General features: G+C 50.8%; 17 protein-coding genes. 9 read left to right on the top strand and 8 right to left on the bottom strand.

Going from position 1 to position 21909, the window contains the following annotated elements; all coding sequences use genetic code 11:
- Positions 1–308: 308 nt before the first annotated feature.
- The gene (locus KK083_RS26550; protein ID WP_254169141.1) at positions 309–1151 is read left to right on the top strand and encodes a universal stress protein; all 843 of its coding nucleotides are present in this window, start codon (positions 309–311) and stop codon (positions 1149–1151) included.
- A gap of 179 nt (positions 1152–1330) precedes the next feature.
- Here KK083_RS26550 and KK083_RS26545 read toward each other — a convergent pair whose 3' ends face one another.
- Positions 1331–3742, bottom strand: a complete 2412-nt coding sequence (locus tag KK083_RS26545) for an ABC transporter permease (RefSeq protein ID WP_254169139.1) — start codon at positions 3740–3742, stop codon at positions 1331–1333.
- 155 nt (positions 3743–3897) lie between these two features.
- On the opposite strand from KK083_RS26545, the gene KK083_RS26540 reads away from it, so the two are divergent.
- The 6 genes from KK083_RS26540 to KK083_RS26515 all read left to right on the top strand — a co-directional run bounded on the left by KK083_RS26540 (position 3898) and on the right by KK083_RS26515 (position 10592).
- The gene (locus tag KK083_RS26540; protein WP_254169137.1) at positions 3898–5289 is read left to right on the top strand and encodes a sigma-54-dependent transcriptional regulator; all 1392 of its coding nucleotides are present in this window, start codon (positions 3898–3900) and stop codon (positions 5287–5289) included.
- Positions 5289–6647 carry a sensor histidine kinase gene (locus KK083_RS26535; RefSeq protein ID WP_254169135.1) on the top strand — a complete coding sequence of 453 codons (1359 nt, stop codon included), beginning with the start codon at positions 5289–5291 and terminating at the stop codon, positions 6645–6647. The genes KK083_RS26540 and KK083_RS26535 overlap by 1 nt, the downstream gene beginning before the upstream one ends.
- Positions 6648–6757: 110 nt before the next feature.
- Entirely contained in the window at positions 6758–7654 is an 897-nt protein-coding gene (locus KK083_RS26530) for an oxidoreductase (RefSeq protein ID WP_254169133.1), read from the top strand.
- A 124-nt stretch (positions 7655–7778) separates the two neighbouring features.
- Positions 7779–8582 (top strand): helix-turn-helix domain-containing protein, encoded by an 804-nt coding sequence (locus KK083_RS26525; protein WP_254169131.1) that lies wholly within the window; start codon positions 7779–7781, stop codon positions 8580–8582.
- Positions 8583–8696: 114 nt separating this feature from the next.
- Positions 8697–9857 carry a sensor histidine kinase gene (locus tag KK083_RS26520; protein WP_254169129.1) on the top strand — a complete coding sequence of 387 codons (1161 nt, stop codon included), beginning with the start codon at positions 8697–8699 and terminating at the stop codon, positions 9855–9857.
- A gap of 15 nt (positions 9858–9872) precedes the next feature.
- Positions 9873–10592: a LytR/AlgR family response regulator transcription factor gene (locus KK083_RS26515; protein ID WP_254169127.1), complete on the top strand. Its 720-nt coding sequence runs from the start codon at positions 9873–9875 to the stop codon at positions 10590–10592.
- A gap of 111 nt (positions 10593–10703) precedes the next feature.
- Here KK083_RS26515 and KK083_RS26510 read toward each other — a convergent pair whose 3' ends face one another.
- Together KK083_RS26510 and KK083_RS26505 are read right to left on the bottom strand one after the other, a co-directional pair.
- Complete coding sequence (locus tag KK083_RS26510; RefSeq protein ID WP_254169125.1) at positions 10704–13424, bottom strand: ABC transporter permease; 2721 nt, start codon at positions 13422–13424, stop codon at positions 10704–10706.
- Positions 13425–13648: 224 nt separating this feature from the next.
- Positions 13649–14107 carry an Lrp/AsnC family transcriptional regulator gene (locus tag KK083_RS26505; RefSeq protein WP_254169123.1) on the bottom strand — a complete coding sequence of 153 codons (459 nt, stop codon included), beginning with the start codon at positions 14105–14107 and terminating at the stop codon, positions 13649–13651.
- Positions 14108–14222: 115 nt separating this feature from the next.
- Between KK083_RS26505 and KK083_RS26500 the strand changes: the two genes are divergently transcribed.
- Complete coding sequence (locus KK083_RS26500) at positions 14223–15452, top strand: aminotransferase class V-fold PLP-dependent enzyme (protein WP_254169121.1); 1230 nt, start codon at positions 14223–14225, stop codon at positions 15450–15452.
- Positions 15453–15478: 26 nt separating this feature from the next.
- Here the strand turns inward: KK083_RS26500 and tsaA are convergent, their stop codons facing one another.
- The 5 genes from tsaA to KK083_RS26475 all read right to left on the bottom strand — a co-directional run bounded on the left by tsaA (position 15479) and on the right by KK083_RS26475 (position 20980).
- A complete protein-coding gene (gene tsaA / locus KK083_RS26495; protein WP_254169119.1) occupies positions 15479–15874 on the bottom strand; it encodes a tRNA (N6-threonylcarbamoyladenosine(37)-N6)-methyltransferase TrmO in 396 nt (131 codons plus the stop codon).
- A 142-nt stretch (positions 15875–16016) separates the two neighbouring features.
- Positions 16017–16568, bottom strand: coding sequence for a carboxymuconolactone decarboxylase family protein (locus KK083_RS26490; RefSeq protein ID WP_254169117.1), 552 nt, complete (start codon positions 16566–16568; stop codon positions 16017–16019).
- A gap of 91 nt (positions 16569–16659) precedes the next feature.
- A complete protein-coding gene (locus KK083_RS26485) occupies positions 16660–17883 on the bottom strand; it encodes an RNA polymerase sigma factor (RefSeq protein WP_254169115.1) in 1224 nt (407 codons plus the stop codon).
- Positions 17884–17944: 61 nt separating this feature from the next.
- Positions 17945–18283: a YciI family protein gene (locus KK083_RS26480; RefSeq protein ID WP_254169113.1), complete on the bottom strand. Its 339-nt coding sequence runs from the start codon at positions 18281–18283 to the stop codon at positions 17945–17947.
- A 315-nt stretch (positions 18284–18598) separates the two neighbouring features.
- On the bottom strand, positions 18599–20980 hold the full coding sequence (locus KK083_RS26475) for an ABC transporter permease (RefSeq protein ID WP_254169111.1): 2382 nt from the start codon (positions 20978–20980) through the stop codon (positions 18599–18601).
- A gap of 465 nt (positions 20981–21445) precedes the next feature.
- On the opposite strand from KK083_RS26475, the gene KK083_RS26470 reads away from it, so the two are divergent.
- Entirely contained in the window at positions 21446–21880 is a 435-nt protein-coding gene (locus KK083_RS26470; protein ID WP_254169110.1) for a hypothetical protein, read from the top strand.
- Positions 21881–21909: the final 29 nt, after the last annotated feature.

Here is a 21909-nt window from a genome sequence, read left to right as displayed (position 1 = left end):
ACGGTCCACGGACCACAGTCCACGGCCGTATGGTGTGAATAACACTCATTGTATTCGTATATCGTGCCCTTGTACAATCAGACCAGCAGGCAAATATAACTTAACACTGTCCTGCTGTGGACCGTCGACTGTGGACCGTGGACTCTCCCAACCAGCGAACAACAAGCCTATAATATTTGTTATCCATTCAGCGGAGTCTTCCTTGATTTTCCGATCCGCAAGGTTATTGTCCCGGTGGATCTGCAAGCGCCAGCAGCAGGTCTGATCATTCTGTACCGTTGAACGTTCTTCACATCAAATGTAATTCGATGAAAAAGATTCTTGTTCCGTGCGATTTCTCCGGCACCGCTACACAAGCTTTCGAGCTGGCCGCAGAGATCGCCACGATGAGCAAAGGCGAAGTTCTCGTGCTGCACACCATTGAATATGCGCCGGCCTACGAGACCACGTTTGTTGCACAGCCCTATGTCTTCAATGCTTCGGCCATGGAAGACCTGGAGAAAGAAGCCCGGAAAAGTTTTGAAGCCATGATCCACGCCCACCCCACCGATCTTCCGAACGTGGGCTTCTTCACAGATCATGGCCCGATCACAGAAACCATCACCCAGTTCATCGACGATAACGAGATCGACCTGGTGGTGATGGGCACACACGGTGCCAGCGGTTTGAAAGAGATGTTTGTAGGATCGAACACCGAAAGAATTGTACGCTTCTCTCACGTACCGGTGCTGGCCATCAAAACACCCATCACCGTTTCTTCACTTCGCAACATTGTGGTGCCTACAGTACCCGACCTGCACCAGCACGATTTTGTCAGCAAGATCAAAACACTTCAACGGTTCCTGGATGCCAGGCTGCACATCCTGTATGTGAACACCGCCATCGACCTGCAGCCGGACCATGACGTAAGATCCGCCCTGGAAGAATACGCCAGGTACTACGAATTTGAAAATTATACGCTGAACATCGTGATCGGCACCGACAGGCAAAATACCATCATGGAGTTCACCCAGGATATTAAAGCCGACATGATTGCCATGGCAACGCACGGCCGGAAAGGACTGGCGCATTTTTTCTCCGGCAGCATCGCAGAAGATGTTGTGAACCACGCAGATTGCCCGACGTGGACCTATGCCTTGAGTCACTCTTAAAAAATGAAGGCAAAGAAACTAGAAGTCAGGAGTCAGAAGCCAGGAGCCAGAAGGATGTCGTGTGAAATCACAACGGTTATCGGTCGGGATGCAACACTGTAATAGGTTCGCGGGTCAGAATTCACTTTCTAACACCGTATGCTACTGACTTCTGACTCCTGGCTCCTGGCTTCTAATTCTTACTGTTCCTTCAAAGCATCCACCGGATTCGCTCTTGCTGCTTTGAATGATTGGATCCCCACCGTCACCAGTGACATCACCATGATGAAGAGTGCTGCCTTTACAAATAACACCGGCGTGATATCGATGCGGTAAGCAAATTTCTGAAGCCATGTGTGGGCTGCATAGTAGCTGAAGGGTATGGCCACAACAAAAGCGATGGCGAGAAGCAGCGCATAGGTCCTGGCAAGGTGCACCACGAGCGTTGATTCTTCGGCGCCCAGTACTTTGCGGATGCTGATCTCCCTGTATTTCTGGGTAGTGCTGTACACCACCAGGCCGAACAATCCCAGGCAGGCCACAAAAATGGTGAAGGCCGTAAAGAAGGTGAACAACGTGGCCAGCTTTTCTTCTGACTTGTAAAGCTTGTCGAAGTTATCATCCAGGAACTTATATTCGAAGGGCCACTCCGAATTGAACCTTTTCCAGGTCGACTCTAGGTGGGCAATGGTGGCCGGCAGGTTATCGGGTTTGATCCGGAACGTCATCGATGAATACGCGAACGGGTAAACGTGGAGCACCACGGGCAGGATATTCTCACGCAGGCTGTTGAGGTGAAAATCTTTTACGATGCCGATCACTTTTCCTTCTTTCAAAGAATCCGGAGCATCCCACCTGTTCCATGCCAGCGGGTGCTCCAGCGCGTCAGCGGGATTGGCGTGTCCCAGCATTTTTGCAGCGGCTTCGCTTAAGATAAAAGCACTTCGTTCGTCAGACGGCAGGTCCTCTGAGAAATCGCGGCCGGCAATGAGGTCAATGCCCAACGTTTTGATATAGTCGTGGTCAACCGTGAGCATGGAGATGGGCCAGTCCTTGTTTGTTTCCTTGTCTTTGATGCCGTCACCGGCATAGGCTTCGCCCGGCAAACCATAACCCATGGTGGCGCTGATGATGTTCGGGTGATCTGAAAATGCCTGCTTGGCCGCGGCAAGGTTACGCTGCATCTCGTTGCCCCGGATCCTGATCACCAGCAGGTTGTCTTTATCGAAGCCCATATCCATCGTACGCATGTACGTGTGCTGCTGCGAGACCACAAGCGAAGCGATGATGAGAAAGAACGACAGGATGAACTGCACTACCACCAGCCCCTTCCGCAGTAAAAATTTTCCGGAGCGTCCATGCTGTTTGTTCGTGAGAATCTGTGCCGGCCTGGAGGAAGAGATGTAGAACGCAGGGTACGCGCCTGCTGCAATGCCCACCAGCATGGCAAACACAACGATGATGAGCAGAAGCAACGGATCCAGAAATATACCAGTAGGGATGCGCTTATCGGTGAATGAATTCAACGCTGGCAACGTGAGCTCGGTGAGCAAACCGCCAATGAGCAAGGCGATGAACGCAATGATCATGGACTCGCTGATGAATTGCCAGATGAGCTGTGTCCGCAATGCACCCACCACTTTTCTTACGCCCACTTCTTTAACACGGCTCACGGCACGCGCGGTTGAGAGGTTGATGAAATTGAGGATGGCGATCACAAGAATAAAAATGGCAGTAGCCGTAAGGATGTAGTTGGTCTGGGCGCTGCCACGCACGGCGATATCCCATACCTGGTCACCGGCATGCAGGTGGATCTGTTCCATGGGCATGAGGTGTGGAATATAATAGCTGCCGTTGGGTTTCGTTTCGGGCCAGGCGTGACGTTCAGCAAAAGCCTTCAGCTTGCCCTCCAGCTGCGACGCATCCGCTCCGGGCTTCAGCTTGATATACGTATGGAACTGATTCCAGCCCCAGCGCTTCATACGTTCGGGGATTTGCTGGTTGACAGTTTCCATCGAAAGCAGGTAGTTGAGCTGAAGATGCGAGTGGAGCGGAAAATCTTCGTATACCGCGGTAACCTTATAGTTCACGTCGAAGATCTCGATGCTCTCTCCCAGTGCCGGCTTATCACCGAAATATTTCCGCTTCAGCGTGGTGTTGATCGCCACCGTATTAAGGTCTTTCAGCGCTGTTTTACGATCTCCCTCCACAAGCTTCAGGCTGAACATATCGAACACGGTTGGATCGGCATAACCACCTTTGTCTTCTGTCATCTTTTTCGATCCCACTTCAAACAGCACCGGGTAGTTGAAATTGAGGAACCTGAAGTAGGACTCCACTTCGGGGTATTCTGCCGCGAGCGTGGGCGCGATCATGGGCGGCACCATGGCCCCTTTTCTCACGCGGCCGTCTTCTGAGAACAGCTCGTTATAAATACGGTACTTCAGTGATACGTCTTCGATGTGCTTGTCGAACTTCCATTCATCCCAGATGAACAGTGCAATGATCAGGAACGAGGCGATGCTGATCGCCATGCCACTGATGTTGATGACAGTGAACAGCCGGTTCTTCAACAGGTTCCGGAGCCCGATTTTCAGATAGTTTTTAAACATAAGACCACATGATTTCGAATGCCTGTGGCAAAACGTGATCCATCACCGATAAAGGTATGAAATTCAATCACTTGAATTTAAAGTGTACCGTCTTGTTGTTCCCTGACGGAACACTTTTGTGTTTCACTATGAAACACAATACCTTTCTGTAACAAATGAAAAAACTGCCTGCCAGGATACTGGTCGTTGACGACGATCCGGATATACTTACGGCCGCCCGCGTGGTGCTGAGGCAAACCTTCGCATCGGTGGAGACGGAGAGCAATCCGCAGAAGCTGAATTTCCTGCTTCAGCAACACCACTATGATGTGATCTTGCTGGACATGAATTATTCCTCCGGCAAAACCAGCGGCAACGAAGGCCTGGCCTGGTTGAAGCAGATCCTCTCCATCAATCCTGACCAGCGCGTGGTAATGATCACTGCCTATGGCGATATCAAGCTGGCCGTGGAAGCCATGAAAGAAGGTGCCGCTGACTTCATCGTAAAACCCTGGGACAATGAAAAACTGGAGGCAACTGTCACCGCCTCCTACCAGCACGCTGTAACAAAAAAGGAGCTTGGCCATCTGAAAAGCCGGCAGTCGCAATACAGCCGGATCATGCAGGCACCTGAGTCGGATCTGGTAGGACGTTCATCGCTTATGAAGGCCGTGTTGAATGCCGCGCAGAAAGTGGCTGAGACGGATGCGAACGTGTTGCTGTTGGGTGAGAATGGAACCGGCAAGGAGCTCATCGCCAAGCTCATTCATCAACAGTCGAAACGGAAAGATGAGGCTTTTATTAAAGTGGACGCCGGATCGCTGGCCCATAGCCTGTTTGAGTCTGAGCTGTTCGGTTATAAAAAAGGAGCTTTCACCGACGCGCGGGAAGACCGCATCGGCAGGATCGAGCTGGCGAATGGCGGCACGCTCTTCCTCGATGAAGTGGGTAACCTTCCGCTTCCACTGCAGGCGAAGCTGCTTTCCGTATTGCAGAATCGTGAAGTGATCCCACTGGGCAGTAACAAACCGGTAGCAGTAAATGTACGGCTGATCTGCGCCACCAACCTGGTGATCCACGAAGCTGTCGCCGCCGGACAATTTCGCGAAGACCTGCTTTACAGGATCAATACGGTAGAGATCACGTTGCCGCCACTGCGCATGCGCACCGATGACATTCCGCTACTGGCACAGCACTTTCTCCAGATGTACACGGCCAAATACCGGAAGGAAAAAACACTGGGTGACGATACTATAAAGTACTTGCAGGACTATGCGTGGCCCGGCAACGTACGCGAGCTGCAGCACGCCATCGAGCGGGCTGTGATCATGAGCGAACACACGGTGCTGAAGAAAAACGACTTCCTGTTTGCATCCAGGAAAGGTGCACCAGCCCTCACGGCGAAGCAGGAGCCGCTCAGCCTCGATGACATGGAACGAAACGCCATCATCACCGCCATCCAGCAATACCAGGGCAACATGAGCAAGGTAGCCAGGGCGTTGGGTGTCGGGCGCACCACGTTGTACCGGAAGCTGACGAAATATGGGCTTGAAAAAGACATCAGCTGATGATCCGCAAGAACTTCCGCCTGAACATTCTCCTGCGCGTACTGGCGATCGTGGTGTTGGCTCTGTTGCTGGCCTTCGTCACCCTATGGCAGCCCATGTTCTTCGCATCCGTTGCGTTGGCGCTGATGTTGCTCGCTACCGTGATCAGCCTGGTGCGCTATATCGAAAAATCCAACAAAGACCTCACTCATTTTCTCCTGTCGATCCGCCAGGGCGCGTTCACAGGTTCATACACGTCGGGCAATCGTGGAAAACCTCATGAGCAGCTCAGTGAGGCCATGAATGACATGATCCAGGAATTCGCCAGGCTGAATCTTGAAAAGGAGTTGCATTATCAATATCTGCTCACGCTGAACGAGCACATCGATGTGGCGATCCTCAGCTTTGACAACGAAGGAAAGATGCTCATGCAGAACCCCACGGCAAAACGATTGCTGAACCTTCCCTCCTTTTCACACATCGAACATTTCAAAAAAATTGATACAAGGTTATACGAAGCCGTAAAACAGATCCTGCCCGACGAGCGCAAGGTGTTGAAGGTTTTCATGGGAGAAGAGCAGCTGCAGCTGGGCATACAATCGAAAAAGATCGTGTTACAGGACAGGCCTGTGAACATTGTGCTGCTGCAGAACCTGAACAGCGAGCTCGAAGCAAAAGAGATCGAGGCATGGTACCAGCTCATCAGGGTGCTTACGCACGAGATCATGAACAGCGTGACGCCCATTGTTTCACTCACACAGGCCCTGCAGTCGATACTGAATGATGCCGACGGGGAACGGAAAGACCTGGCTACGCTCACGGAAGAGAACCGAGAAGATGTGTACAGCAGCCTTGCTACGATCATCTCACGCAGCGAAGGATTGCTGAAATTCGTAAAAGCCTATAAGGCATACGCTACACCGCCGGAGGTAAAGCCTGAGTCGACCGACATCATCACCCTGGTCACCCGTATTGTTGACCTGCTTGCGGTCGACCTGCAACAACGCCAGATCACCCTCAAGGTAAACTGGTCGCATGCACCCATCTTCGCCCGTGCCGATGCTGCGTTAATGGAGCAGGTGCTGATCAACCTGATCAAAAATGCCATGGAGGCAGTGACACACGATGGCGCTGGTAAAATTACCATCGACATCGGAACCCGGTCGCATAACAAGGTGAGCATCTCGGTATCAGATAACGGTGCTGGCATCGACCCTGAGATCTTACCGAAGATCTTCATCCCGTTCTTCACCACAAAAGTGAAAGGCAGCGGCATCGGCCTAAGTCTCTCCCGGCAGATCATGAAACTTCACGGCGGCAGCATCCGCGTTCATGCCGAAGAAGGAAAGGGAAGCGTTTTCACCATCGAGTGGGGCTAGCTTCAAATCCACGGAAGTGAGCTTTTTAACAAACCAACTTTGAGCTTTTTAACAAAGTTGCCAGGGCAAAATCAGCCGAAGTTTGTCACAGGTTTTAAATACAAGAAACAATGACAAAAGTTTGGTTTATCACAGGCAGCTCCCGCGGATTGGGACGGAGCCTGGCGGAAAATGTACTCGCCCATGGACACAAGGTAGCGGCAACAGCGCGCAAGCCTGAACAATTAAAAGATCTCATAGCACGGTATCCTGATCAGATCTATCCGATAACATTGGATGTGACCGACAAAGCACAGATCGCTGCCGCCGTTGCAAGCGCGGTAAAACATTTCGGGCGCATCGATGTATTGGTGAACAATGCTGGTTTCGGGATCTCCGGCGCCGCGGAAGCTTTCACTGACGAGCAGGTGCGCAGCCAGCTTGAAACAAATCTTTACGCGCCGATAGAAGTTACCCGTGCCGTGTTGCCTTACATGCGCCAGCAGCGTTCGGGTCGGATCCTGCAGATCAGCTCGATCGGTGGCAGGGTTGGCAGCATGGCGCTGAGCATATACCAGGCTGCCAAATTCGGACTGGGCGGATTCAGCGAAGCGCTGGCAAAAGAAGTAGCACCACTCGGCATTCTTGTAACGAGTGTAGAGCCCGGTGGCTTCCGCACGGATTGGGCGGGCGCATCCATGACGTTTGCGCCAAAAGTAGAGGGATATGAAACAACGGTAGACTGGGCAACCACTTTTCTCAAGGGAGACCAGTTCGTACCCATGGGCGATCCCAACAAGGCCGCGAAGGTGATGATAGATCTTGTTGAGCATCCTGAGCCTCCCACGCATCTCGTGCTGGGCAGCGAAGCGGTGGGCATCCTGAAGCAGGCTGATCTTGCCAGGAAAGCTGAGTTTGAAAAATGGATGCCCGTCAGCATCTCCACCGATCACGACGAGGCCGTCAATTTCCTGGAAACAGAAGCAGGAAAAAAACTCACCACCATGAGGAGCAACGGCGGATTGTGACCCTATAAATCAATATGGCATTGGAAGCAGCGGTGGTATTGGGCTTTCATCCCTTTGAGCTTTAAAACCTCGAAGGGATGATTGGCTCCTCAACTGTTTTTACTTTTCAATAGATTTGCATCGGATGTTGGAAAAAGAAGAAAAAACTTCGCGCAAGATTCAGTACTCCTGTTACGTTAGCAGAAGCAGGGAAGGCGAGCAATTTGTTCAGGATCATGTGTTCAGCTACCAGATCTCCGGATCGATCACCATGAGTGATGGTCAGAAAACCTATCTCTTCAATCCGGGAGACTTCAGGCTGAACAAACGGAATCACCTCGTAAAATTTGTGAAGCAGCCGCCTGAGCATGGCGAGTTCAAAACCGTTTCGGTGTACCTCGACCAGGAGACACTGCGCGACGTGAGCATGGAATACAACTACAAGGCGGAAAAGCAGCAGCATGGCGACGCCGTGGTATTGCTCAAACCAGAGGCGCTCTATCAGCACTACATGAATTCGCTGGCGCCGTATGATGCGCTGACCCTGCCCGGAAACGACAAGCTGATAGCACTCAAGCTGCGCGAAGCGGTCCTGATCCTGCTGCAGACAGCGCCAGAGCTCAAGGATGTTCTTTTCGATTTCAGCGATCCCGGTAAAATTGACCTGGAAGCCTTCATGCACAAAAACTTTCACTTCAATGTAGAGCTGAAAAGGTTTGCTTACCTCACGGGAAGAAGCCTCGCCACTTTCAAACGCGATTTTGAAAAGATCTTTCACGTCTCCCCCAGCCGCTGGTTGCAGCAACGGCGGTTACAGGAGGCGCACTACCTGATCAAGGAAAAAGGTGTAGCACCCGCAGAAGTGTACATGGAGGTGGGATTCCAGGACCTGTCACATTTTTCATTTGCTTTTAAAAAGATGTATGGCATGGCTCCTTCCAGGATCTGAGACCAATCCCGTTGTCAACTTTCTCCGGAGTTTGAGCAATTTTTTAGCACAGGCTATATTTCGGACCAGCGCCGCCTGCCGGAATTTGACTACCTTTAGTGGGTGGGGCTCGCTATGAATTCCGGAAATTCTGTAACACCAGGCGCATTACCTGTACAACCGTCAAAATACAACTGGCTGTTTAAATACAAGCTCTATCACATTCCTTTCTGGTTTGTTTACCATTATCTGTGGTGGAGCCTCACCATCGGCAGCGCGTGGATGGCATTGCATAACGCCTTCTTTTCACCTTATGCCATCAAGAATTGCTTCTATGTGATCTTTCAGGCCATCGGCGTGTATTTCAACCTCTACTTTTTGATGCCACGCTTCCTGGAGAAAGGTTACTATGTGCGTTACATCGGCCTGCTGATCCTCACCATCCTCTGCACGGCGGCGCTCATCGTGCCAGGGTATTATGTCAGTGCCTGGGTGGCGGGCGACACCATGCAGAATCTCTACCAGGCAGACCCAGGGCAGTATGTGCGTTTTTTCAAGATCAACACGTTTCCCTCCACCGTGGCAAGCACCACACTGGCCATGAGCATCAAGCTGACGAAGAACTGGATACAAGCGAAAAGGAAAGAGCAGCTGCTGGAAAAAGAAAAACTGGAAACAGAGCTGAAATTTCTGCGGTCACAATTCAATCCGCATTTTCTTTTCAACACCATCAATTCCATCTTCGTACTCATCCACAAAAATCCTTCGATGGCCTCGGAGTCGCTTGCCAAATTCTCTGACCTGCTGCGGTACCAGCTCTATGAATGCAACGAGCAGCAGATCCCGCTCTCGCAGGAGCTCACGTACCTGGAGAACTTTATCGAGCTGCAAAAGCTGCGGCAGGATCACAACCACGTGGAGATGACCCTTGACATCAGCCAGCATCCCGCGGGCGACCTGGCCATTGCACCTTTTGTCTTGATCCCATTCATCGAGAATGCCTTCAAACACGTATCGCAACGAAAGGATCAGGCCAACTGGATCAGGATGGACCTGCGCTTCGATCATCACAGCCTGCACCTCGATATTACCAACAGCATCTCGGCACAATACCAATCCAGGGAGCTGATTCATCACGGTGGCATCGGGTTGAAAAACGTACAACGACGGCTAGACCTGATCTATCCGGGCAAGCACGATTTGAAGATCCAGCGCGACAGCGACCAGTTCAGGGTAACGCTTCAGCTACAGCTGAGCAGGATCAGCACGCCGGAACCGGTGTCGATTGAGGTGTGACATAAATCCAGGACAATGCTAAAATGTGTTATCATAGACGATGAGCCGTTGGCCAGGGAATGTATAGCCAACTATGTAAAGGAAGTCGATTTCCTGCAGCTTGTAGGAACCGGTAGCAACCCCGTGGAGCTTACGTCATTGCTGCACGAACAGCAGGTTGACCTGGTCTTCCTCGACATCCAGATGCCTGTGATCAACGGCATCGAGTTCCTGAAAATGGCACAAAACCCGCCCATGGTCATCATCACCACCGCCTATCCCAGCTACGCCCTGGAAGGATTCCAGCTCGACGTGCTCGACTACATGGTGAAGCCCATCACGTTCAACCGTTTTTTCAAAGGCGTGAGCAAAGCCAAAGATTATCACCAGCTGCTCATGAGATCGGCAACAGCGCAACCTAAAACGGAGGCAGATCATTTTTTTATCAAGTGCGATTACAAATATGAACGCATCTATTTCGATGACATCCTCTACGTACAGGCCATGCAGAACTACATCACGCTGTACACCACCAAAGGGAAATACATGACGCTGCTCTACCTGAAGAATGTAGAGGAAAAGCTGGATAAGCAGGCCTTCATCCGCGTGCACAAATCGTTCATTGTGGCCGTTTCAAAAATAGAGTCGATAGAGAACAACGAGATCATCATTCAATCGTTCCGCATTCCCATCAGCCGCAACTACCACGAAGAGGTCATTGGCCGGGTGGTTAATGGTAAGCTTTGGAAGAAATAGGGCGTTGGAGCTTGGGATGTTGGTTGTTGGTGAAGAACACCAACAACGGCACACCAACAACGGCACACGAACACGAACATTGGCGCATTGGCGCACCAACAACGGCGCGGGTTATTCACTTCGCAGTGACCTTACAGGATCTGCGCTGGCGGCGCGCATGGACTGGTAGCTCATGGTGAACAGCGCAATGATAAGCGCCAGGGCTCCGGCCAGCAGGTAAACGAATACTCCGATCTCAGTTTTGTACGTATAACTTTGCAGCCACCAGTCAACGGCATACCAGGCCAACGGTGCCGCCAGGGCGAAGGCAATGACGATCAGCTTGCCGAAGTCTTTGGACAACAGCAGAACGATGCTGCCAACAGAGGCGCCCAGCACTTTGCGGATACCGATCTCTTTGGTACGTTGTTGAGCCGTAAAAGCCGTCAGCGCAAACAGGCCCAGGCAGGCAATAATGATGGCGAGCACAGCAAACAGTGCGAAGGTCTGTGCAAGGCGCTGCTCGGCACGGTACATGCTTTCAAAATCCTCGTCGAGAAAAGAATACTGGAAAGGTTGTCCCGGTGCCAGGTGTTTCCAGATTTTTTCAATGGACTGAACAACTTCATTCGTGCTTTCAGGCTTGAAGCGGAAGCTCAGGCTGCCGTCACTTTTTTGCAGGAACAGTCCGAGTGCCGTAATGCTGTTCTTCATGGAAGAGAAATGAAAGTCGTCAACAACGCCCACCACGGTCCAGGTGAGCAGGTGGTCGCGGTCAAGGGGCTGACCATTGCCCGTGAACTCGCTGATCTGTTTCCCGATCGGGTCATCGCCCAACTCCAGCATCGTCACTGCCGTTTTATTCAGGATCACGGCGTTGGAATCAGCGCGGGATACGGCAGAAAAATCGCGCCCCATTGTAATGTTGAGCCGGAACGTTTTCACATAATCATGATCCACCTGCCAGCGCTGAAAGCTCACCATGTTTTCGGCACCGGGTTGTGCGCCGGTTCGCCAGAACGTGCTGGTGCTTCGCCACGACCAATCACTTTCAACGGGCACAAAGCCCGAGATGGTTCCACTTTCAACAGCGCTGATCTTGAGCACTTCATTTTTAAATGCTTCAACATTGTTCGGCCGCAAGGCATAACCATCGTGAATGGTGATGACCTGGTCTTTTTCGAAGCCGAGCTTTTTATGCTGGATGTAGTTGAGCTGACGGTTTACTGCTATGGTGGCAATGATCAGGAATACAGAGATCACGAACTGGAACACCACCAGCGCGCTCCGGATAAAACCGCTCTTCATGCCGGAGGCCGCGGCGCCCTTGAGCACATTGACGGGCTTGAATGCAGAGAGAAAGAACGATGGATACACGCCGGCCATCAGACCGATGATCACGGATGCCGCAAGAAGTACCAGGTAAAAAAGTGGATCGTTAAAGGGCAGCTGCAGTTGTCTGAGCGAAAGGTTGTTGAATAGGGGCAAAAACAATCCCGCCAGGCCTAACGCCAGCACAAAAGAAAACAACGTGACCAGTATCGACTCCGTGAGAAACTGGCGTACAAGGTGCGAACGAAGCGAGCCCATCACCTTGCGCATGCCCACCTCTTTTGCGCGGTTAGCAGACCGGGCCGTGCTGAGGTTCATAAAATTGATGCAGGCAATGATCAGGATCAACGTTGCCACAGCACCAAAAAGATACACGTACGTGATGCTGCCATTGGGCTCGAACTCTCCCCTGACGTCTGAATAAAGATGAATATCTTTCAACGGCATAAGGCTCAACTCATATTGATTGCCGGCTGCCTTGAATTTTTCCATGGTGAAGTCGCCACCCATTGCCTGCGCAAACTCCGGTCCCATGTGCTTTTCAAGGAAGGTGGGTAGCTTTTGTTCCAGGTCGCTGGCGCTGGCACCTTCTTTCAATAAAAGATACGTACTGAAGTTCTCCATCAAAAACGACGTGGACTGCGCTTCGCGGGCAACGGGCCAGTTACCCACCATCGAAATAAGAATATCGAAATGGAAATGCGACGCCACGGGAATGTTCTCATATACCGCAGTGACCTTTGCGTGATACTTGTTATCGAGGATCATGGACTGGCCCAACGCACTTGTGCCGGGAAAATATTTGTCGGCCATCTTTTTGCTGATGGCGATGCTGGCGGGCTCTTTCAGCGCTGTGGCAGGATCACCTTCCAGAACAGGCACTGAAAAGATCTTGAAGAAGGTGCTGTCTGCCCAGACCACGTTTTTTTCCTTCACGTTCGTTGTACCTCCCTCGGGCTTCACCAGGTAAGAGCCGAGACTCCTGAAGCGCACCGCCGATTCGATTTCCGGGTACTCCTGCATCAGCGTTTGGGCCTCGGGAGCGCTCCTGTAATTCATGTTGAAATGATTGCCGCCAAACCTGACAGCCGTATGCACCCGGTAAATACGGTCGGCCTTCACGTTGTAATGGTCATAACGAAGCTCGTCTTTAATAAAGAGAACGATGATAAGACACGCAGCCACACCGATGGCAAGGCCGGCAATATTGATGAATGAATAAAAGCTGTGCTTGCGAAGGTTGCGCCACGCAATGGTGAGGTAATTCCTTAACATGATATTCGTCTTTTGATTTTCTGATCGAAGGGTATGATGCTGGATATTGCGCAGGCCCGAGGTGCTGCCGAAAGATCTCAATACAGTATGGTAGGCATCTATAAAACGTTTTCCTTGATCCATCTCCGCCTCCACCGCTGAGCAAACGTGATCGGTCATCTCATCGCTGAGCCCCTCGAGCACAATACCCCGGTAGGTCAGGTCCTTGATGATATAATCGATATGCTCGGCATTCAAATGAGCCATAAACTTGCTGTACGGGCGAAATTACGCATAAAAACCTAAATACATAAGAGAATTATGTATTAGACGATTGTACCCCTGCCGGGGTTGCATGGGGGTGTTAAAAAAAGCGGGGTTATTGGGGATGTTGTTGGTGAAGAACACCAACAACGGCACCCAACACTGGCACAGAAGCATGTTGGTGAAGAACACCACATGGGGGCGCAACATGGGCGCATGCGAGGCAGTTAGATGGCAGCGCTATAGCCCACTTTTACCTTGTCCATTACCACGTGCGTATAAAAATGTTTGACGTTGGGATTGTCCATGAGCCATTCTTTTGAGAATGCTTCATAGTGCTGCATGTTTTGTGCGTTCACGATCATCACAAAGTCGTAGCTGCCCGTAACATAGTAACATTGCATCACTTCACTGCGCTGCAGCATGGAAGATTTGAATTTTTCGATGGCCTGGGAGTTTCCCCGCTCCAGCACCACATCCACAATGCAGGTGATGCCGATGCCGGCAACAGCAGGAGATACAATGGAGACGTCGGCTTCGATGATCTTTTCATCCCTGAGCCGCTTCAGCCTTCGTTGCACGGCAGACGCGCTGAGTCCCACCGCTTCGGCAAGCTCATCTGAGGTGAGCCTGTTGTTCTGTTGCAGCAGGCGGAGTAAGTGTTTATCGAACTGGTCTATGCTCATGCAGCTTTTATGCGTTTAAAAATCAAAAATAGGGCAAAAAAGTGTTTTCAGATCGCATTTGCATCTTTCCTGCACGGAGCCTGCTGTAGTTTTGCCGTGTAAAAATTTATCAAGCATGACGAAAACAACAAATGAAGCCGGGCCGAAGCGCCCTCAGCCATTTTCAGCGGAAGAGATCCTCGCGTTCCGGAACGATACGGAAGGATGCGCAAACGTGATCCACCTCAATAACGCAGGCGCCGGACTCATGCCCAATCCGGTAACCCATGCGATGCTGGACCACATCAGGCTCGAAGCGCGCATCGGTGGCTACGAAGCCTCGGCGTTCAAGGCAGCGGAGGTCAAAGCATTTTACACGCAGGCCGCCAGGCTTCTGAACTGCAAGGCCACCAACATCGCCTTCACAGCCAGCGCCACGGATTCTTACACAAGGGCTTTGTCGTCTATCCCGTTCAAGGCAGGTGACGTGATCCTCACTTCCAATGATGATTTTATCTCGAACCAGATCCAGTTCCTCTCGTGCAGTAAAAGATTCGGTGTCAGAATAGAGCGTGTTAGAAATGACGCTTCTGGTGGCGTTGACCTGAATGACCTCGACCACAAGCTCAAGACGCTTCGGCCCAGGTTGCTTTCCATCACCCACATTCCTACCAACTCCGGCCTCGTTCAACCGGTGCAGCAGATCGGTGAGATCGCCAGCCGTTATGAAACTTGGTACCTTCTCGACGCCTGCCAATCACTGGGGCAAATGAACCTCGATGTACAGGCGTTGAAGTGCGATTTTCTCAGCGTCACAAGCCGCAAATTTCTCCGGGGACCACGTGGCTCCGGCTTCCTTTACATCTCAGACAAAGCGTTGCAGGCGGGACTGGAACCGCTCTTCATCGACATGCGCGGCGCAGAGTGGGTTGAAAAGGATTTATACAAACCCAGGGAAGATGCCACCAGGTTCGAAGACTGGGAATTTGCGTATGCCATTGTGCAGGGAACCAGGGTTGCCATCGAATATTGTCTCGGTATAGGCGAAGACAGGATCTGGCAACGCGTGAAAACATTATCGGATCGCATGCGCGGAGAACTTGCCGGCATTGACAAAGTGCGGGTGCTCGACAGAGGTCCAGAAGTTGGCGGACTGGTCACCTTCACCGTGGAAGGCTCGGAGCCAGTGTATCTTACACAACAGCTGCTGAAACGCCGGATCAATGTAGTGCCTAGCTACAGAAATTTTGCCGTCATCGACTTCGATGAGAAAAAAGCAGCATGGGCCATCCGCGCTTCACCCAACTATTACAATACGGAAGAAGAGATCGCCCGGTTCATTGATGCCGTGAAAGAGATCGCATAACAGAGATGACATGCTTTTGAAGGATGTCATCCTTTGATCACAGGTTTGATATCGACCAGCGGTGTCTGATCAAGAACTTCAAGGTTCGACACCTTTATGCCATCAGCAGCGATCGAAAGCACCTTGACGGTATGCATGCCTATCGGGTTGGGCCTGTCGGGTGACCTTGTCGAGAACACACCGATCTGCGGCGCATCGTAGTTCCGGCGTGGTATACATTTTATTACTGTTCTGTCTGCCGCGTGGAGCCACGTCAGCAATACGAGCTGGTCACCGGCTTTGATGTCTTTGATACCTTCTGCAAAGTCAGGAAAGATGGTGATGGATGCTTCCGGAGCATTTTCATGTTCCTGCAGCGGACAGTCTTCTATTCTTTTGAAAGGTGAATGAATTCTGCCGATGAATTTTATAGATGGTTCCATTTAAATGAGAGGTTATCAGTTACCAGTTAGCTAAGTTCAAAAGTGAGAAGTTTATTCGCTTTTTCCAAAGCTTGTGCTGGCACTGAACGTTGACATTCACACACACCAACCGGCTACCCGGCAACTGGTAACCGGCAACTGGCTACCTCCTTTTGCTGAGATCACAGAGCATGTCCGAATGGATATTGAGCGCGATGTTGGTCATGTTGTACAGGTGCTCGCTGCCCACCAGCCACACGATCTCACATATTTCGCGTTCGGAATAGTGACGTGACAAACGGGCAAAGGTATCTGGGTCTACTCTTTTTTCTTTCGTCAGCAGGGTCACATAGTCGAGCGCAACACGTTCGGCCTCGGTAAAAAGCGCGCTGGTGCTGTATTGATCCAGCGCATCGAATTTATCCTCGCGCATCGAGGCGTCGATGGCGGCACGGCGGGAGGCATCCATACAAAAGAGGCAGATGTTGATGCGCGCCACCTGCACGCGGATGAGCAACGCTGTTTCTGCACGCAACGTCAGTTTTTTATCGAGTTGCGACACCTTGCCATAGAACATACCAAAAGCGGCGGGCAGCCTTACTGAATGCACTTTCAGCGGCATCAGCACCTTGCCGAACTGCCGGCGTGTGAAGAAATAAGCAAGCTTCATGATCAGGCCAGCGGGTTTCTCAATGGGAGGAAGTAACGTATCCATGGTTTTGTTTCTTAATGGTTAAACTTTCTGAATTACATCCCTATGAGTACTGACCCCGGTGAAATTGGACCACCGGAACAAAATATTTTTATCAAAGGCTATGGATCTTCTCCTGGATGCCTTGTTTTTCGGTTTGTGTCCTGGCCAGATTATGCGCTGTTTGAAAGCTGGATCGTGCCTTCGTTTTATCAAGGTGCCTGTAGAGCTCACCCAGCAGCAGAAAATAAAAATGATTGTCTTCCATGCGCAGCGCCAACGCTTCGGTCAACGCTGCCTGTGGCCCTTTCACCTTATACAAGGCAAAGATCCTGTTCAGCGCAACGCTGGGTGAATAGTTAACCCGCAGAAGCTCGTCATACAGCTGAAGGATGTCCTGCCACTTCTCAGGAGTGTCTTTTTTCATACAGTGCCAGCAGGCGATCCTGGCTTCGAGATGGTAGGAGCTGACTTCATCACCCTGTGCCGAAACGTCGAGAAAATGCATGCCTTGTTTGATCAGGGTTGGATCCCACAACGCTTCGTTTTGCTGTTCATATAGTACCAGCGCATCTCCGTTCGTCAGGCGGGCATCGAATCGCGAAGCATGAAAACACATAAGGGCGATGAGCGCATTGGTCCTGGGAAGATTGGTCTTTTCGTACTCGGTCAGCATCAGGCCGAGGCGCAACGCTTCGATGCACAGGTCCTTTCGCAGGATCTGGTCCTGGGTTTTGGAATAATAGCCTTCGCTGAAAAGCAGGTAGATGATATGCAGAACGTTGTCGAGCCTGCCGGCGATCTCACTTTCGGGCGGCAGCTCCATGCTGATGTTCTCCGTGCGCAGCTTCTCCCTGGCCCTGAACAGTCTTTTGTTGATGGTTTCTTTGTTGGAAAGAAAGGCGTCGGCAATTTCATCGATGCCAAAACCACAAAGGATACGCAACGCCAGTCCTATCTGCGCTTCACTGGCAATGGCGGGGTTACAAATGGCGAAGAGCATCTGCAGCTGGCTGTCCCGGATGTTCTGCGTAGAAAAATCCAGGGCCGTTTCCTCATTCCTTTCCACTTCCGAAGTGATCGCCGGGATCACTTTCTCTTCGAAGATCCTGCTGCGCCTGAAATGATACAACGTTTTTTGTTTCGCTACGGCATAAAGCCAGGCGGTGGGATTCTCGGGTATGCCTTTGATGCCCCAGCTTTCCGAGGCCTGCAAAAAAGTTTCGCTGACAATGTCTTCCGCGATCTCGATGTGCTGCAATCCGAAGCGCCTGCTGATCACAGCCACCATCCTGGAAAACTCCTGCTGAAATAAATGTTTTAAAGATTCGTGCTCCATAGTCAACGGCAGAAACCCGCTCCTGTATCCAGAGCGGGTTGTTCATTTTGTTTGTGATCGCTTATTCAAAGATAGGCCTGATCTCAACACTTCCGTTGGAATCTACGGCAGGACATCCGTGTGCCAGCGTGGTAGCTTCCTCCAGGCTTTCGGCTTTTACAATAAGAAAGCTGCCCAACCGCTCCCGGATCTCAACAAAAGGACCATCTGTGATCACGCCGCCGGCTTTCAGCACCTTACCTTCCATAGCCAGCCTTGGACCAGGGCTCACCAGTCTTCCCTGCGCAGCAATGCCTCCTGCCCAGTCTTTCCATTTCTTGGTGAGCGCCTCCATCTCCTTCGGTGATACGCTGCTGTAATCGTAGCTTGGCTGCCGGAACAATAACATGAAGTTTTTCATTTTCTTTCGTTTTAAAGGTTTCGAATGTATGCTTTACAGCCCAATAATGACCGGGCCCAGCATAATTGGACAAACCTGCCGAAAGTTTTTTTCGAAAAATTCAATAACGCAAAGAAACCTCAGAGAGCGCAAAGGTTTTCCGTCACCGTCATTAAGTACGCAGCCAGCGATCACTGGATCCTTCGCTCGCACAAACCCAACTCCCCATTCCACGCTCAGGATACCGGTTCAACACCACTAGAGGCCTTTACACTAAAATCTTTGCGGCCTTTGCGCTTCTTGGCGCCCTTTGCGTGAACTGCATTTTTTTGCATTTCATTCCGTTCTCAAACTTTTCACCGGGTTCATAAGCGAGGCTCTGATGGCCTGGTAGCTGACCGTGAGCAGCGTGATCACAACAGCGCCCAGCACCGATAACATGAACACCCACCACGAGGGCTCCGTCCGGTACTCATACTGTTGCAGCCAGCGATCCACAAGATAATATGCGATGGGTATGGCCATCACGCTGGAGATCATGACCAGTACGACGAAGTCCTGCGATAACATTCTCCACAGGTTGGCCACCGATGCACCGAGAACCTTTCTGATGCCGATCTCTTTGGTCCGCTGCTCCGCCACAAAAGAAGCCAGCCCGAACAGTCCGAGGCAGGAGATAAAAACAGCCAGGGTCGCAAAGAAGGTAGACAGCTCGCCGATGCGTTTTTCATTTCCGAATTTCCGGGCATACTCCGCATCGATAAAGGTTGCTTCGAATGGCGATGCGGGATTGGTCTTCCTGAACAATTGCTCGATCGTGGTAAGCGCATCGTGCACGTTCGCCGTGGGATTGATCCTCAGCAAAAACACATTTTCCTGCCGGGGCGAAAGATGCCACAGCGAAGGCATCACCGGCGCATACGGCGATTGCACCAGCAGGTCTTTCACCACACCAATAACCGTGTAGGGTTGTCCCTCCCAGCGAATGATTTTACCGATCGGATCTTTCAACCCTATGAACTTCACCGCCGACTCATTCAGGATAAAAGCTGAAGAATCAGAAGCATGATCGCGTGAAAAGTCGCGGCCTTCGGCGAGCTGCCAGCCGATGGTCTTGCCATAATCGTAGCTCACGGCATTATTCGGAAAATCGACACCGAGGCCCGGGTCCTTACCTTCCCAGTCAAAACCACCATTGGTGTTCCACACATCGGTTGTCGGGCTTCCCGCCTCGGCCATTTCTACGATGGCGCCTGCATTGATCAACTCCGACCGCACCGCTTCGAAATGCCGGTGCACTTCATCCGAAACACCGATGCTGATCAGGCCGTCCTTGCTGTAACCGATGGGCCTGTTCTGTGCGTGATGAATTTGTTTGTAAACCACGATGGTGCCGATAATGAGCGTGGTGGAAATGGTGAACTGCAGCACCACCAGCACCTTGCGGGGCAGCGAAGCATGAGCGCCGACATGAAACGTTCCCTTCAGGGCTTTCACCGGCTGGAACGACGACAGGAACAAAGCAGGATAACAACCCGCGATCATTCCTGTTACCAGGCTGAACCCAATACCCGTGAGCCAGAACCGGAGATCGTTCCAGGGCAATGTTATTTCTTTATCCGCTACCGAATTAAAGTACGGTATGATCAGAAGCACCAGCCCGACAGAGAGCAGAAAGGCAAGCGCAGCAATGAGCACTGATTCGCTGAAGAACTGCGCGATCAGTTGGCGACGAATAGAGCCGATGGTTTTCCGAATGCCTACCTCTTTGGCTCTTTTTTCGGAGCGGGCGGTGCTCAGGTTCATGAAGTTGATGCAGGCGAGGATCAGCACAAAACATCCGATGGTACCGAACAACCAGACGTTGTCGATGCGACCGCCTGCGTTCACGCCGTCTTTAAAATCAGAATACAAATGCCATTTGCGCATGGGATGAAGGAACACAACCGCCTTATACCGCTTCTCGGCTTCAGAAACCTTGTTGATCTTCACATCCCTGATCTTGGCTGAGAGCTGTTCTATGTCTGCATGTTCCGCAATCTGCGCGAATGTTCGGGTGTAGTTGCTTCCCCAGGGATCGCTCATCTCCCGCACCCACTTGTTCTGGTTCAGGTACAATGACCATGGGAGAATAAACTTCATTTCAGAGAAAGTGGTATTGTGAGGCAGGTCTTCGTAAACGCCGGTTACTTTTACATCCACTTCGTTGTCGATCCGCATCATTTTCCCGATAGGATCATCGGTACCGAAATAGGTTGCGGCAACCGATTCCGAAAGAAGAATGGAGTTCATGTCTTTCAATCCGCCCCGCGTGCCATGGATCATTTTCAGGGTCAGCATTTCAGTAACCTCCGGCTCGAAATAACTTCCAGGTTTCAGGAACATTGCATTACCGTAGGTCAGTGTGTGGTTATAATTCCACGACGCTTGCAACACATAGGTAAAATCATTTCCATAGAGGCTGCGGATCTCTTCCGCCATCTGCGCCGGGTTGGCTTCCTGCGTTCCGATTTCCCCATTAATGGTCTGATGCTGCATCACCTGCGCAATGCGTGAGTAGTTTTGATGATATTGATCGTAGGCCAGCTCGTCATAAACCCACAAGGCGATCAATGTTGTCACGGCCATTCCCACAGCCAGACCCCCGACGTTGATAAAGGAGTAAACCTTGTTCTTGAGAAGATTTCTCCAGGCAATTTTAAGGTAGCTTTTGTACATAAGTTCCGACGTTTAAAATGGCTGTTTCAGTAAACCAGTAAATACTCCTGTTACAGACAAAAGTTACGAAACTGATTTTCATTGTGGAAACAAAGGCCTGAATGCAATCTGATCTCTCACTTTCGCGCTGGATAGACGCAAAGCAAAATGAAGACACTTATCAAAGTATAAACAACATTTGTAATGACTTCTAAAATCTCATGCATCGTTTTGATGTCTGTTTTAAAATTTTTCGTTCGACACTTTGAGTGATTCAATGCGTTCGAAGGTTAAAAAGTGCCACTTGTCGAATACCGGCATTATCTGGGTGCATGGCATAAGTTTTGAGAAAACCTTCCTGAAATCCCAGTTGTTTTTTATCAAAGTGTGGTCCATTCGGGCTGTCCAAAACTTGCCAACAGGTTTTGGGCGGAATTGTTTTTGAGCGTGTCGGTTATTTAAAAAATGTTAAAAAATTTATGGGTCATGAACAGAGAAAGATTTCACCTTTTCGCTAACTTCTTTAGCTCCAAAGGTGGCGGTTCGGAAAAAACGGAAGCATCTACATCTACGGAGGTGTTCACTACATCTTCGGCGCAGCCTCATGTTTTAAGAGAGAAAATGGCAGAGAAAAAACTATCACATGGAGAAACTGTTACAGCAAGCATTTCACCTGTTCGATTGGAAGCAGTTCACGGCAAGATGGCTTTGTACTTCTGCCCGATGCAAACACTCGACGTGCTTGAAACCACAACACCGGGTGATGGAGGAGAAATTCCTGCCAACGTTGTAGTAGAAGGACTCACCGTTCCTTCAGGTTACAAATCGGGGCTGTATACGCTGAAAAATGTGCAAATAAGCTCGAATGGGTCTATTCAGGTAGTTGCCAATACAAAAACAACCTGGGAGGTTGTAAGCTAAATTGTATTCATCAAGCAGTATTGGCGTTC

Origin of the sequence: Chryseosolibacter histidinae, from assembly GCF_018598225.1 — a bacterium.
Taxonomy (GTDB): domain Bacteria; phylum Bacteroidota; class Bacteroidia; order Cytophagales; family Cyclobacteriaceae; genus Chryseosolibacter; species Chryseosolibacter histidini.
The sequence above is the reverse complement of the archived record's forward strand: the minus strand, read 5'-3'. Positions and strand labels throughout refer to the sequence as shown.

Bases quoted from the DNA above. Each gene is read 5' to 3' on its own strand.
- KK083_RS26470 (WP_254169110.1), top strand. From the start codon at position 21,446: ATGAACAGAGAAAGATTTCACCTTTTCGCTAACTTCTTTAGCTCCAAA.
- tsaA (WP_254169119.1), bottom strand. From the start codon at position 15,874: ATGGAACCATCTATAAAATTCATCGGCAGAATTCATTCACCTTTCAAA.
- KK083_RS26515 (WP_254169127.1), top strand. From the start codon at position 9,873: ATGCTAAAATGTGTTATCATAGACGATGAGCCGTTGGCCAGGGAATGT.
- KK083_RS26525 (WP_254169131.1), top strand. From the start codon at position 7,779: ATGTTGGAAAAAGAAGAAAAAACTTCGCGCAAGATTCAGTACTCCTGT.
- KK083_RS26545 (WP_254169139.1), bottom strand. From the start codon at position 3,742: ATGTTTAAAAACTATCTGAAAATCGGGCTCCGGAACCTGTTGAAGAAC.
- KK083_RS26530 (WP_254169133.1), top strand. From the start codon at position 6,758: ATGACAAAAGTTTGGTTTATCACAGGCAGCTCCCGCGGATTGGGACGG.
- KK083_RS26475 (WP_254169111.1), bottom strand. From the start codon at position 20,980: ATGTACAAAAGCTACCTTAAAATTGCCTGGAGAAATCTTCTCAAGAAC.
- KK083_RS26520 (WP_254169129.1), top strand. From the start codon at position 8,697: ATGAATTCCGGAAATTCTGTAACACCAGGCGCATTACCTGTACAACCG.
- KK083_RS26550 (WP_254169141.1), top strand. From the start codon at position 309: ATGAAAAAGATTCTTGTTCCGTGCGATTTCTCCGGCACCGCTACACAA.
- KK083_RS26540 (WP_254169137.1), top strand. From the start codon at position 3,898: ATGAAAAAACTGCCTGCCAGGATACTGGTCGTTGACGACGATCCGGAT.
- KK083_RS26480 (WP_254169113.1), bottom strand. From the start codon at position 18,283: ATGAAAAACTTCATGTTATTGTTCCGGCAGCCAAGCTACGATTACAGC.
- KK083_RS26505 (WP_254169123.1), bottom strand. From the start codon at position 14,107: ATGAGCATAGACCAGTTCGATAAACACTTACTCCGCCTGCTGCAACAG.
- KK083_RS26485 (WP_254169115.1), bottom strand. From the start codon at position 17,883: ATGGAGCACGAATCTTTAAAACATTTATTTCAGCAGGAGTTTTCCAGG.
- KK083_RS26510 (WP_254169125.1), bottom strand. From the start codon at position 13,424: ATGGCTCATTTGAATGCCGAGCATATCGATTATATCATCAAGGACCTG.
- KK083_RS26490 (WP_254169117.1), bottom strand. From the start codon at position 16,568: ATGGATACGTTACTTCCTCCCATTGAGAAACCCGCTGGCCTGATCATG.
- KK083_RS26500 (WP_254169121.1), top strand. From the start codon at position 14,223: ATGACGAAAACAACAAATGAAGCCGGGCCGAAGCGCCCTCAGCCATTT.
- KK083_RS26535 (WP_254169135.1), top strand. From the start codon at position 5,289: ATGATCCGCAAGAACTTCCGCCTGAACATTCTCCTGCGCGTACTGGCG.